The 12836-nt window shown below is 69.7% G+C and carries 15 protein-coding genes; 8 read left to right on the plus strand and 7 right to left on the minus strand.

Features of this window, described 5'->3' with window-relative positions; genetic code table 11:
- Nucleotides 1–30 precede the first annotated feature (30 nt).
- Nucleotides 31–468 (minus strand): YchJ family protein, encoded by a 438-nt coding sequence (locus MK786_RS03370; RefSeq protein WP_241110813.1) that lies wholly within the window; start codon nt 466–468, stop codon nt 31–33.
- Between the two features lies 1 nt (nt 469).
- Nucleotides 470–862 carry a TraR/DksA C4-type zinc finger protein gene (locus tag MK786_RS03375; RefSeq protein WP_241110814.1) on the minus strand — a complete coding sequence of 131 codons (393 nt, stop codon included), beginning with the start codon at nt 860–862 and terminating at the stop codon, nt 470–472.
- A gap of 376 nt (nt 863–1238) precedes the next feature.
- On the opposite strand from MK786_RS03375, the gene MK786_RS03380 reads away from it, so the two are divergent.
- The 3 genes from MK786_RS03380 (at nt 1239) to MK786_RS03390 (ending at nt 3500) form a co-directional block, all read left to right on the plus strand.
- Nucleotides 1239–1751: a hypothetical protein gene (locus tag MK786_RS03380; protein WP_374200409.1), complete on the plus strand. Its 513-nt coding sequence runs from the start codon at nt 1239–1241 to the stop codon at nt 1749–1751.
- Nucleotides 1752–2029: 278 nt separating this feature from the next.
- The gene (locus MK786_RS03385) at nt 2030–2527 is read left to right on the plus strand and encodes a hypothetical protein (protein WP_241110816.1); all 498 of its coding nucleotides are present in this window, start codon (nt 2030–2032) and stop codon (nt 2525–2527) included.
- Nucleotides 2528–2570: 43 nt separating this feature from the next.
- Nucleotides 2571–3500 (plus strand): 5'-3' exonuclease, encoded by a 930-nt coding sequence (locus MK786_RS03390; RefSeq protein WP_241110817.1) that lies wholly within the window; start codon nt 2571–2573, stop codon nt 3498–3500.
- An 80-nt stretch (nt 3501–3580) separates the two neighbouring features.
- On the opposite strand, the gene MK786_RS03395 is transcribed toward MK786_RS03390, so the two are convergent.
- From MK786_RS03395 to trpD, 4 genes are all read right to left on the minus strand, one after another.
- Nucleotides 3581–4087, minus strand: coding sequence for a ClbS/DfsB family four-helix bundle protein (locus MK786_RS03395; protein ID WP_241110818.1), 507 nt, complete (start codon nt 4085–4087; stop codon nt 3581–3583).
- A gap of 31 nt (nt 4088–4118) precedes the next feature.
- On the minus strand, nt 4119–5114 hold the full coding sequence (locus MK786_RS03400) for a PHP domain-containing protein (protein ID WP_241110953.1): 996 nt from the start codon (nt 5112–5114) through the stop codon (nt 4119–4121).
- 25 nt (nt 5115–5139) lie between these two features.
- Nucleotides 5140–5637: an aromatic ring-opening dioxygenase LigA gene (locus tag MK786_RS03405; protein ID WP_241110819.1), complete on the minus strand. Its 498-nt coding sequence runs from the start codon at nt 5635–5637 to the stop codon at nt 5140–5142.
- An 88-nt stretch (nt 5638–5725) separates the two neighbouring features.
- Entirely contained in the window at nt 5726–6787 is a 1062-nt protein-coding gene (trpD, locus tag MK786_RS03410) for an anthranilate phosphoribosyltransferase (protein ID WP_241110820.1), read from the minus strand.
- A gap of 186 nt (nt 6788–6973) precedes the next feature.
- Between trpD and MK786_RS03415 the strand changes: the two genes are divergently transcribed.
- The 5 genes from MK786_RS03415 (at nt 6974) to MK786_RS03435 (ending at nt 11987) form a co-directional block, all read left to right on the plus strand.
- Nucleotides 6974–7615 (plus strand): heme-copper oxidase subunit III, encoded by a 642-nt coding sequence (locus tag MK786_RS03415; protein ID WP_191766275.1) that lies wholly within the window; start codon nt 6974–6976, stop codon nt 7613–7615.
- A gap of 20 nt (nt 7616–7635) precedes the next feature.
- Nucleotides 7636–8436 (plus strand): c-type cytochrome, encoded by an 801-nt coding sequence (locus tag MK786_RS03420; protein ID WP_241110821.1) that lies wholly within the window; start codon nt 7636–7638, stop codon nt 8434–8436.
- A gap of 34 nt (nt 8437–8470) precedes the next feature.
- Nucleotides 8471–9550 (plus strand): ubiquinol-cytochrome c reductase iron-sulfur subunit, encoded by a 1080-nt coding sequence (locus MK786_RS03425; protein WP_241110822.1) that lies wholly within the window; start codon nt 8471–8473, stop codon nt 9548–9550.
- Entirely contained in the window at nt 9547–11388 is a 1842-nt protein-coding gene (locus tag MK786_RS03430; RefSeq protein WP_241110823.1) for a ubiquinol-cytochrome c reductase cytochrome b subunit, read from the plus strand. The genes MK786_RS03425 and MK786_RS03430 overlap by 4 nt, the downstream gene beginning before the upstream one ends.
- Nucleotides 11389–11567: 179 nt before the next feature.
- Nucleotides 11568–11987, plus strand: a complete 420-nt coding sequence (locus tag MK786_RS03435) for a rhodanese-like domain-containing protein (RefSeq protein ID WP_241110824.1) — start codon at nt 11568–11570, stop codon at nt 11985–11987.
- Between the two features lie 19 nt (nt 11988–12006).
- On the opposite strand, the gene MK786_RS03440 is transcribed toward MK786_RS03435, so the two are convergent.
- The gene (locus MK786_RS03440) at nt 12007–12813 is read right to left on the minus strand and encodes a PP2C family serine/threonine-protein phosphatase (RefSeq protein WP_241110825.1); all 807 of its coding nucleotides are present in this window, start codon (nt 12811–12813) and stop codon (nt 12007–12009) included.
- Nucleotides 12814–12836 lie beyond the last annotated feature (23 nt).

Below are 12836 nucleotides of genomic sequence, written 5' to 3' on the forward strand. Positions count from 1 at the left end.
CGGTGACGGCACGGGGCGGCTCGGCTTCGGCTACGACACCACGCCGTCGAGGTACCACCACCGTCCGCCGCCGCGAACGAACCTGCTCCGCTCGTGCAGGGTGCCGCGCTCGCGCACGGACGACCACGACGCCCGGAACTCGACGAATCCCCGTGCGTCCTCCTCGCCGCCCTCCTCCGTCGCGAGGATCTCGAGTCCCGTCCAGCGCTGGGCGGGATCGAGGTCGAGTGACTCGGGGCGGGTTCCGGGATGCCAGGTATCGGAGAGATACCGTTCGTCACCGGTGACGAACCCGGTGTAGCGCGAGCGCATCAGGCGCTCGGCGGTCGGGGCGACTGCCCCTCCGGCGAGCAGCGGTCCGCAGCATCCGTCGAACCGGTCTCCGCTCCCGCAGGGGCACGGCCGCTCTGCGGCGGGGCGGCGAAACCTGTCGTCGCGGGCGGACGAGGCGGCCGCACCGAACGACATGTCAGAACCCCGCCCGCTCGGCGCAGGCCACGCAGCGGGTCGCGGTGGGTCGTACGGCGAGTCTCTCCGGCGGGATGCCGCGGCCGCAGTCGATGCAGATGCCGTCGCTCCCCGACCGGCGTCGCGCGAGGACGTCGTCGATCTCGGCGAGCTCGCGCAGCGCGGCGCCGCGCAGACCCTCGAGGCGCGCCCACTCGCTCGACAGGGTGACGCCTTCGGGATCGTGCTCATCGTCGGCGTTGTCGCTGCCCCGGTCGGAGCGCAGCTGCGCGATAGAACTCTCGAGGCCCGTCAGCCGCGCGGCGGCAGCCGACCGCAGCGCTTCGAGGTCTGCGTCGCCCTCGCGGCTCGCAGCTGCGTCGTCGGACGGGGCGGAAGCGGAGCGCGCGGACATCGTCTCCGAGCCTACGCGCCGCGGTCGCACCGGTGCCGCGAACACGAACGGGCACCAGTCGACTCCCAGGTGGGAGTGGGATTCTTGAGGTGTCCCCATGGCATCGCGCGGCGCCCGATTCGGGCCCGGCAGACGGTATGGGATCAGACGGCGCCGACGCTCGGCGGGGCCCCGCCTCGTGCCCACCCCCAGGGGCACGAGGGGCGGCCTCTGCGAGTCGCCCAGAGCCGGCGGTCACGGCCCCCCACGAGATCGCCGGCTCCTCCCCAGGACGCATTCTTCGTCGCCGTACCGGCGGTGTGGATAAGTCCGTCGGGCACGAACCCGTCGTGGGTACGTTGGGGGCGTGACTTCGCGACCGGCCCCGATGATCCTCGTGGCGTTCGCGCTCGCCGCCATTCTGGCCGGCTGCGCGCCCGCCTCCGAGCCGGAGCCCACCTCGACGGGCGCGTTCGCCGACGAGGCCGAGGCTTTCGCCGCGGCCGAAGAGACGTACCGCGCCTACGTCGATGCGCTGAATGCCGTGGACCTCAGCGATCCTGCGACCTTCGAGGACGTCTACGCGTGGACGACCGGGGAGGCGAACGTGGAGGCACGCGAAGGCTTCACGCAGATGCATGCGGACGGCTGGGCTGTAGGTGGTACCAGCACACCGACCGTGGTGAGCCCGCGAGCGATTGAGGGTGATCGGTCCGATCGAGCCGAGGTCGCGATATGCCTGGACGTGAGTGACGTGACGCTGACGGATGCGACCGGAACGTCGGTCGTTGGCACCGATCGCCCGGACGTGCAGAGCATGCTCGTGACCCTTGAGCGATCTCCGAGCACCCCCACCGGCTGGGCTATCAGTGAGTTCAGCGGCCGCGAGGGGGCGCCGGCATGCGATTGAGAATTACCCTGACGGCGACGGCGATCGCGCTTGCGTTGCTCGCAGCACCTCAGACAGCACACGGGGACGATGGTTGTGACTTCAGCGGCTGGCATAGCGCCTGCAATGCGACCAACTCAGGCGACCAGGTCGACATCTCCGCCGGCCTATCCCGCCCTGGCTCCCAGCCAGACATCCCGGGCAACTCCGACCGCCCGTCTCACCCCGACGACCCCGCGCCAGAGGCGCCCGACGAGGTCGAAGAGTGCGGGCCGCTCGGCTGCCGCGGCAACTATGAAGTGGCAGGGCTCCCCGAGGTGACGCTCGCCGACCTGGCGTCGTTCCGGCCGGCCACACCGCAGCTCACCGGCGAGCCGGCCGGGTTCGGTGTCGTGGGCATGCCGACGAACCTGGTGGGCGCGGCATCCGAGCAGCGTCTCTCGGGAACCCTGCTCGGCTGGGACGTGACCGTCCGCTTCGTTCCGGCCGAATTCGTCTTCTCACACGGCGACGGCACATCGGCGACCACGACCACCGGCGGCGCGAGCTGGGCCCGCCTCGCACAGGCGCAGTTCACCCCGACGGCGACGAGCCACGTGTACGGCGAGCGCGGCACGTATCCGGTGTCGGTGACCGTGCGGTACGCGGCATCCGTCGACTTCGGCACCGGCCTCTGGCTGCCCGTCGACGGCTTCGTGACGGCGGCGAGCGGCGACTACGACGTGCGCGTCGTCGAGGTGCGCACCGCGCTTGTCGACGAGACCTGCCGCGAGAACCCGTCGGGTCCGGGCTGCTGAGCCTCCTCCCCGCACGTCCGAGCGCCATGCCAGGATGAAGCGCGTGACCGACCGCCTCATGCTCCTCGACTCGGCTTCGCTCTACTTCCGCGCGTACTACGGCGTCCCCGACACGGTGCGCGCACCCGACGGCACGCCGGTGAACGCGGTGCGCGGCTTCCTCGACATCATCACCCGGCTGGTCACGACCTACCAGCCGACGCATCTCGTGGCCTGCTGGGACGACGACTGGCGTCCGCAGTGGCGCGTCGACCTCATCCCGACCTACAAGACCCATCGCGTCGCCGAGGTGGTCGCGGTCGGTCCCGACATCGAGGTCGTCCCCGACCCGCTCGAGGCGCAGGTGCCGGTCATCCGCGAGACCCTCGACGCCCTCGGCATCCGCATCGTCGGCGCTGCCGAGCACGAGGCCGACGACGTCATCGGCACGCTGGCGACGCGCGCCACCATTCCGGTCGACGTCGTGACCGGCGACCGCGACCTGTTCCAGCTCGTAGACGACGCCCGCGACGTGCGCGTCGTCTACACGGCTCGGGGCATGAGCAACCTCGAGGTGCTGACCGACGCGAGCGTGGTCGCCAAGTACGGCGTGCTGCCCAGCCAGTACGCCGACTTCGCCACCCTCCGCGGCGACTCCTCCGACGGGCTGCCCGGCGTCGCGGGCATCGGAGAGAAGATCGCCGCCGGACTCCTGGCCGCCCACGGCGACCTGCCCGGCATCCTCGCCGCCGCCGAATCAGGCGAGGGCATGTCGGCCGGCGTGCGCGCGAAGCTCGAGGCCGGCGCGCCCTACCTGGCGGTCGCCCCGAAGGTGGTCGCCGTGGTGCGCGACCTTCCCCTGCCCGAGGTCGACGCGCGCCTCCGCCCGCTCGACGCCGAGCGGAAGGCGGCGGCTGAGGCCCTCGCCGAGCGCTGGGCGCTGGGTTCCTCGATGGCGCGCATCACCGACGCCCTCGAGCGCGTCGACGCCTGACCGCGCCCCCGCCCGCTCACCTGTCACGCCGTGCCGGGGCGCCCGGCGCTTCGTGACAGGTGAGGAGGCGATGGCAGGGGTCAGGTCGTCGGGGAGAGGCCGAGCCCCGCGGCGATCACGCCGCGCGCCCAGATGTAGTGGTTCCCGCCGCACTCCCACGCGAACTCGCCGAGAGGCGATCCCTGCGTCCACGCGAAGGCGTCGGGTGCGGTGAGCTCGGCGTCCGTGCGGAGCGCGACCATGGCCTGCAGCGCCTCGTGCGAGGCCCGTACGAGTGCCAGCAGTTCGCCGAGCCCGGTGCCCTGCCACTGCTGTCGCAGGTCCTCGTTCAGCTGTGCGAGCTCGCGCCAGGTGTATCCCTCCGCGGGGATCGCGGGAGAGCCACCGGCCTCTCCGTCGGAGTACCACCGCTCCAGCAGGATGTGCCAGGCATGCAGGTGGGCGATCACGTCGCGCACGGTGCGGTCTCGTCCCTCGCCGGCGAACTGCTCGGTCAGGCGATCCTCCGGCAGCCCTTCGATCAGCGCGAAGAGCGCGGCGAACTCGGCGTCGTTGCGGGCGATGAGCTCTGCGTGCGTATAGTCCACGACGCCACCGTAGCCGGGAAGCCCGCCGAGGTCACCGATCGCGTGCGGTCCACTCGCGCAGGCGATCGAGCGGCCAGGTGGTGACGATCCGGTCCGCCGGGACCCCCATCCGTTCCGCGCGCTCCGCGCCGTGGTCGATCAGCGACAGCTGCCCGGGCGCATGGGCGTCGGAGTCGATCGAGAAGAGGCATCCGATCTCCAACCCGAGCGCGATGAGCTCGTCGGGCGGGTCCTGCCGCTCCGGGCGGGAGTTGATCTCGACCGCGACGCCGTGCGACGCGCACGCCTCGAAGACCGCTTCCGGGTCGAACGTCGACTGCGGCCGGGTGCCGCGCGCGCCTTCGACCAGGCGTCCCGTGACGTGACCGAGCACGTCGACGTGCCGGTTGGACGCGGCTGCGACGAGCCGTCGCGTCATCGGCGCCCGCTCCATCCGCAGCTTCGAGTGCGCCGAGGCCACGACGATGTCGAGCTCCTCGAGCAGGCCGGCCTCCTGGTCGAGGGCGCCGTCGTCGAGGATGTCGACCTCGATGCCCGACAGCAGGGTGAACCCGTCCCCGCTCATGCCGGCGACGACCTCGAGCTGGGCGCGCAGGCGCTCGGGCGAGAGCCCGTTCGCGACGCGAAGCCTCGGCGAGTGGTCGGTGAGCGCAAGGTACTCGTGGCCGAGCGCGCGCGCCGCGTCGACCATGAGGTCGATCGAGGTGAGGCCGTCCGACCAGTCGCTGTGCGCGTGCAGGTCGCCGCGCAGGAGCCCCCGCAGCCGAGACGCCACCACCACCCCCGCGCGCTCGCGGAGATCGGCGAGGTAGGCCGGCACGCTCCCGCCGAGCGCTTCCTGGATGACGGCGAAGGTCGAGTCGCCGATGCCCTTGCGACGGCGGAGGGATGCGGCATCCCGCAGCTGCTCGTCTGTCAGGCCCGCGATCGCGTCGGCCGCCGCGCGGAACGCCTTCGACTTGTACCGCGACGACCGCTCGCGCTCGAGCAGCGTCGCGATCTCGGTGAGCGCGTCGTGGGGATTCATCGCGCGCCCGGCGACGGGCAACGGGTCATTCGACGGCCAGAGCCGATCGCTTCACGACGACGGGGACGTCCGCGAGCCGGTGGATAGCCCATCCGAACAGGATCGCGAGCACGCCCATGCCTGCCGCGAACAGTGCGACGCCGTACGCGACGACCGAGGTGAACAGCGACGCGCGCAGGAACGACGCCTGCATCATCGTCGCCCGGATCGGGTCGTCCTGGTCGAGCTCGGCGTAGGTCTTGCCGCCCGACGCCTGCAGCGCGTGGTGGTTGATGATGTCGGCCTGGACGTAGGCCGTCACGGGACCTGTGACCTGCTGACCCTGGAACGCCACGGCGTCGTCCGGAATCGTGATGTTCTCCGCGGTCAGCTGCATCGTCACCGCGATCCACGCGATGATCGCGACGACGATCAGCAGGACGCCGCCGATGATGCCCAGCACGCCGACCGCCTTGACGAGGCCGACCTTCTTCGCCGGCGGCTCGACGGCGTCTGCGGTCGTCGTGGGAAGGTCCTGGCTCATGGCGTCCTCCTGATCGGTGATCGTGGGGCCACGCTATCGGCGCGCCCGACCACGAGGGAAGAGCGCGAGCCGTGCAAAAGGCGTCGCGTCAGGAGGCGAGCGCCCGAGTGACCGCGACCCACCGGTCGAGAGTCGCGAGTGCCGCGCCGCTGTCGATCGCCTCGGCGGATGCATCCCGCGCCTCGGCGAGGCGCTCCAGGATCGGCCGCTGCACCTGCGCCGCATCCTGGAACAGGCGGTAGGCCACGATTCCGGCGGCGGCATTGAGCAGCACGATGTCGCGCACCGGACCCTCCTCACCGCCGAGCACGCGCCGCACGACGGCCGCATTGTGGGCGGGGTCGCCGCCGAGCAGGTCGTCGATGTCGGCGAGCGGGATGCCGAGGTCGCGCGGATCGAGGTCGTGCTCGTGGATGTCGCCGCGGCTGACCTCCCAGAGGCGGCTGTGGCCCGTGGTCGTCAGCTCGTCGAGCCCGTCGTCGCCGCGGAACACCAGGGCGGTCGCGCCGCGGGTGCGGAACACACCGGTGATGAGCGGCACTCGGTCGAGCTGCGCCACACCGACGGCGTTCGCCTCGGCGCGGGCGGGGTTGCACAGCGGACCCAGGAAGTTGAAGACCGTGGGCACGCCCAGCTCGCTGCGCGTGGGCCCCGCGTGCTTGAAACCCGGGTGGAAGGCAGCGGCCCATGCGAAGGTGATGCCGGCCCGCGGCAGTGCCTCGGCCACGGCCTCGGGCGGGAGCGAGAGGTCGACGCCGAGAGCGCCCAGCACGTCGGATGAACCCGAGGCCGAGCTGGCCGCGCGATTGCCGTGCTTGACGACAGGGACTCCGGATGCCGCGGCCACGAGCGCGGCCATGGTGGAGACGTTGACCGTGCCGAAGCGGTCGCCACCCGTGCCGACGATGTCGAGGACGGCGGGGTCGACGCGCAGCGGCACCGCCGCCTCGAGGATCGCGTCGCGGAACCCGACGATCTCGTCGACCGTCTCGCCCTTGGCGCGCAGTGCCAGGAGGAATCCCGCCAGCTGCGACGGGGTCGCCGAGCCGTTCATGATCTGCCGCATCGCCCACGTCGACTCCGAGACGCTGAGGTCGCGCCGTTCCAGCAGCGTGGTGAGGACGTTCGGCCACGTGTACAGCTCCGCCATGACCACGAGCCTAGCCGTGCGGCGGGATCGGAACCGTTTCGTGACACGGCGTCCCGCCGCGGCCGGTTCTGCGTCTTCATCTCGTGTTCACGGCATACTCGCGGGCACCTCTTAGGTCGTCCTAAGTTCCGTCCGTGGCAATTGCATCGCCCGTGATGCGAATATCGTGTCCCAGGATCGGCCATAATGGGGAGCGTGACGACCTCCTCAGCGACCTACGCCCAGGCCATGCGGTCCGTCAAGCGGCCCGATCCGGTCGCCGTCGGAACGATCGTGTGGCTCGGCAGCGAGGTGATGTTCTTCGCGGGTCTCTTCGCGATCTACTTCACCCTGCGCAACGCCTCCCCCGATCTGTGGGCGGAAGAGACGCAGCTGCTCAACATCCCCTACGCAACCGTGAACACGATCATCCTCGTGCTCTCGTCGGTCACCTGCCAGATGGGCGTCTTCGCCGCTGAGCGATTCCAGCCCTACTCGACGCGCAAGCGCGGCTGGCTCGGCTGGGGCATGGTCGAATGGTTCTGGCTGACCTTCGCCCTCGGCGCCATCTTCGTGTCGGGTCAGGTGTGGGAGTACGCGCAGCTCGTCGCCGAGGGGATGCCGATCACCGCGAACTCGTACGCGTCGGCGTTCTACCTCACCACCGGGTTCCACGCGCTCCACGTCACAGGCGGCCTCATCGCCTTCCTCCTGGTGATCGGCCGCGCCTACGCCGTCAAGAACTTCGGGCGCAAAGAGATGACGTCCTCGATCGTCGTGTCGTACTACTGGCACTTCGTCGACGTCGTCTGGATCGCCCTGTTCCTCGTCATCTACTTCCTGAAATAAGAGCGGAGCTGATTCCCGACATGGCACGAGACACCCCGCGCCGCTCGAAAGGCCGCCGCAGCCCCTGGGCTGCTGCCGCGCTCATCGGCATCGGACTTCTGATCACCGGCGGCGTGTACGCCGGCGCGTCCGCGGCCGTGGCCGCCACGACCGAGACCACGGTCGCCACTGCGACCACGGTGGAGGACGGCAAGCTGCTGTTCCAGGCGAACTGCGCCACCTGCCACGGTCTCGACGTGCAGGGCACGCCCGACGGCCCGTCGCTGTACGGCGTGGGCGAGCTCGCGGTGCACTTCCAGATGAGCACCGGCCGCATGCCCCTGCAGATGCAGGGACCCCAGGCTCCGCAGAAGCCCGTCCAGTTCACCGACGATCAGATCGCCGCGGTCGGCGCCTACATCCAGAGCATCGCCCCCGGTCCTAGCTTCCCGTCGGAGGAAGTGCTCGACGGCGAGGGCAACGCCGCCGAGGGCGGCGAGCTGTTCCGCATCAACTGCGCGATGTGCCACAACGTGGCCGGCGCGGGCGGAGCGCTGACCGAGGGCAAGTACGCCCCGGCGCTCTACAACACCACCCCGCTCAACATGTACGCGGCGATGGTCACCGGTCCGCAGAACATGCCGGTCTTCAACGACATGACGCTGACGACCGAGGAGAAGCGCGACATCATCTCCTACCTGCTGTTCCTGCAGGACACCCAGTCGCCCGGCGGGTTCACGCTCGGATCGCTCGGCCCCGTCTCCGAGGGCCTCTTCATCTGGATCTTCGGCATCGGCTCGCTGATCGCCATCACCGTGTGGATCACGGCGAAGTCCAACTGAACGTACTGACACGCAAGACCTGACGAGGAGCAGCATGGCACACGAGGACGACCCGCTCGAGCACGAGAGGGCTTCCTGGAAGCCCTCCACCGGGCTCGCCGTCGCGGTCAACGACCCGGTGCGCGCCCCGGAGTTCCCTCCGCATCGCGAGCGGATGACCGACAAGGACCCGAAGGCCATGAAGGCCGCCGTCCGCACGGTCTACACGCTGTTCTACCTGTCGATCGCCGGCAGCATCTGGGCGATCGCGGCCTACATGCTCTTCCCGATCGAGAGCGGGCGGATGACCGACATCCGCAACAACAACCTCTTCATCGGTCTCGGCATCGCCTTCGCCCTGCTCGCCATCGGCGTGGCAGCCATCCACTGGTCGAAGGCGGTCATGTCCGACCGCGAGTTCGTCGAGCCGCGGCACGCGACCCGCGGGCGTGATTCGACGCGTGAGGCCGCCATCCAGGCGTTCGCCGACGCCAACGAAGACTCCGGCTTCGGTCGCCGCACGATGATCCGCAACTCGATGATCGCCGCGCTCGTCGCCTCGGTGGCGCCCGCGATCGTGCTGTTCCGCGGCCTCGCCCCGCAGGACTCGCCCGAGCACCCCGAGGGCGGCAACCCGGTCTTCCTCCTCAGCCACACCATGTGGAAGGAGGGGATGCGCCTGGCCCACGACCCGAGCGGTGAGCCGATCCGCGCCGCGGACGTCACTCTCGGCTCGGCCGTGCACGTCATCCCGGAGGAGCTCGCCGAGCTCTCGCACAGCGACGGCTATCTCGAGGAGAAGGCGAAGGCCATCGTCCTCCTCATGCGCCTGCTGCCCGACCAGCTGATCGAGAGCCCGGAGCGCGCGGACTGGTCGTACGACGGGATCGTCGCCTACTCCAAGGTCTGCACGCACGTCGGCTGCCCGGTCGCCCTCTACGAGCAGCAGACCCACCACCTGCTGTGCCCGTGCCACCAGTCGCAGTTCGACGTGACCGACGCCGCGAAGGTCATCTTCGGGCCGGCCGCTCGTCCCCTGCCCCAGCTGCCGATCACGGTCGACGCCGAGGGCTACCTGGTCGCCCGCAGCGACTTCACCGAACCCGTCGGCCCGAGCTTCTGGGAGCGTCATTGAGTACCGCAACCGCAACCGAGGACCTCGTCGAGGCGCCTCCTGCCACGACGCCCCGTGACAAGCCGCTGGGCGGACGCTTCATCGGCGCCGCGTCGAACTACATCGACGAGCGCACGAGCCTGTCGGGCTTCGTCAAGGAGCTGGGCCGCAAGGTCTTCCCCGACCACTGGTCGTTCATGCTCGGCGAGATCGCCCTGTGGAGCTTCGTCGTCGTGCTGCTCACCGGCACGTTCCTGACGTTCTTCTTCCAGGCGTCGATGGTCGAGACGCACTACACCGGCGCCTACCTCCCGATGCGCGGCATCGAGATGTCTGCGGCGATGGCGTCCACCCTCGAGATCTCGTTCGATCTCCGCGGCGGGCTTCTGGTGCGTCAGATGCACCACTGGTCCGCGCTCGTGTTCGTCGCCGGCATCGGCGTGCACATGCTCCGCGTGTTCTTCACCGGTGCGTTCCGCAAGCCGCGAGAGCTGAACTGGGTCATCGGGTTCATCCTCTTCATCCTCGCGATGGGCGAGGGCTTCACCGGCTACTCGCTCCCCGACGACGTCCTGTCGGGCAACGGCCTCCGCATCATCGACGGCATGGTCAAGGGCATCCCGCTCATCGGCACGTGGACCTCGTTCCTGCTGTTCGGCGGCGAGTTCCCCGGCACGGCGATCGTCGGCCGCCTGTACTCGCTGCACATCCTGCTGCTGCCCGCGATCCTCGTCGGCCTGCTCGTGCTCCACCTCATGCTGATGGTGATCAACAAGCACACCCAGTTCGGCGGCCCCGGCCGTGCCAACAGCAATGTCGTCGGCTACCCGATGATGCCGGTCTACATGTCGAAGATGGGCGGCTTCCTGTTCATCACGTTCGGCGTGATCGCGCTCATCGCGGCGCTGTTCACGATCAACCCGATCTGGAACTACGGCCCGTACGACCCGTCGCCCGTCTCCGCCGGCACGCAGCCCGACTGGTACATCGGCTTCGCCGACGGTGCCCTGCGCCTCGTGCCCCCGGGCTGGGAGTTCGTCTTCCTGGACCGCACCTGGTCGTTCAACATCATCGTTCCGCTCGTGGCGCTCGGTCTGTTCATCGTCCTCGTGCTCATCTACCCCTTCATCGAGGCGTGGGTGACCGGAGACAAGCGCGAGCACCACATCGCCGAGCGTCCGCGCAACGCCCCGACCCGCACCGCCATCGGTGCCGCCGGTGTCACGTTCTACGCCGTCCTCTGGGCAGCGGCGGCGTCCGACATCATCGCGACCCACTTCTGGCTCACGATGGAGGGCGTCATCCACACCCTCCAGGCGCTGCTCTTCATCGGCCCGATCGTTGCGTACTTCGTCTCGAAGCGCATCGCGATCGCGCTCCAGAAGAAGGACCGCGAGATCGCCCTGCACGGCTACGAGTCCGGGCGCATCGTCCGCCTCCCCGGTGGCGAGTACATCGAGGTGCACCAGCCCGTCGACGAGTACGAGCGCTACAAGCTGGTCGACTTCGTGACGTACGAGCCGCTCGTCGTGCGGCCGAACGCAAAGGGCCGCATCCCGTGGCACGAGAACCTCCGCGCGGTCATCTCGCGCTGGTTCTTCGAGGACCGCCTCACCCCGGTCACCCAGACCGAGCTCGACGAGGCCCTCTCGCACCAGCACCACACTCTCGACCACATCGCTGAGGAAGAGGACGCCGAGATCCAGGCCGCGCACGAGCGCGCCGGGGTGCCGGATGCTCCTCACGTACCCCTCGACGACGGTCGCAACAGCGAGACTGCGGTCCGTCCGACGAACGTCATCGTTCCCGAGGACGGCCAGAAGAAGCCGCGCAACCGAGAGAAGGACGCCGACCGCTGACGTCGTCTTCCGCGTCAGAACGCCCCGGCACGACCCTTCACGGGTTCGCAGCCGGGGCGTTCTGCATTACCGCTCCCCCGCGCGAACCCCGCGCGTCGCGCGGCCGGTCGGCAGAAATCCGGCGACCCCTGACAGCCCGACGGCACGGAGCGCGAGGCCCCCTCCCGTAACGTGGACGCATGACCACAGCTCTCGACTACTTCTCGGCCAAGCTCTCTCTCGAGACGGACGCCTCGGATGTCTACGCAGCGCAGAAGGCCGGAGAGACGTTCGTCCTCGTCGACGTGCGCAGCGATGAGGCATGGGCACAGGGACGGATCGCCGGGGCAGTCCACATGCCACACCACGAGATCGCACAGCGCGCCGCGGCCGAGCTCGACAAAGGCGTGCCCGTCGTCGTCTACTGCTGGAGCCCGGGCTGCAACGGCGGCGCGAAAGGCGCCCTGCAGTTCGCGAAGCTCGGCTTCGAGGTGCGCGAGATGATCGGCGGCTACGAGTACTGGATCCGCGAGGGTCAGCCCATCGAGAACGACAAGGGCCCGCTCCCCCGGGTGTTCGATGCGCAGGTCATGGTCGTGCGCTCGCGCCTTGCACCCTGAGAACGATTCAGGGCGCCGCTCAGGCCGACTCCAGGCCCTCGTTCAGGCCTTCGGTGAATCGGGCCGCGGCCGCCCCGTAGAACGATGTCCTGCTGCTCAGCCCGAACGGCTCCGCCGGGCCGAGCTCCACGTCGCAGATCACGACCGTGACATTGTCGCGTGTGCCGGCCGTCAGCCCGAGGGCGACTGCGGCACCCGCGGCCTCGACAGCGTCGCCGCACCGCGCAACCACCGCCGCGATGTCGCTCGCCGGCACGTAGTCGGTCAAGCCGTCGCTGCACAGCAGCCAGCGATCGCCCTGCCGCGCATCGTGCTCCGCCACGACGACACGATCGCGCTCTCCACCGCTCAGCGAGGCGGTGATGAGGTTGCGTCGCGGATGGGTCGCGGCATCCGCTTCCGCCACCAGCCCTCGCTCGACGAGCACCTGCACGTACGAATCGTCACGCGTCTGCTGCGTCATGACGCCGTCACGCAGCAGATACGCGCGAGAGTCGCCGGTGTGAGCGAGCAGGAGCGTGTCGTCCTCCGACACGAAGACGCCGGTGAAGGTCGTCGCCATGCCCGACAGCGCGGGATTGCGCTCGACGTGGGCCCGCAGATCCCAATTGGCCGCTCTCACGCTGACAGCCAGCGCAGCGGCATCGACAGTGCCGACTCTGCCGGCCGCCAGACGATGCACGAACGCGGCCGAGGCGAGATCGCCGGCCGGACCGCCGCCCACACCGTCAGCCACCGCTCCGCCCCAGGGTGCCGTGAAGGCGGCGTCCTGGTTGACGGATCGGTAGGCTCCGGTGTCGGAGACGGCGGCGGCACGGAGCCGCACGCGGGAAGGCCGCAACGGCACGA

This window comes from Microbacterium sp. CFH 31415, from assembly GCF_022538185.1.
Classification (GTDB): domain Bacteria; phylum Actinomycetota; class Actinomycetes; order Actinomycetales; family Microbacteriaceae; genus Microbacterium.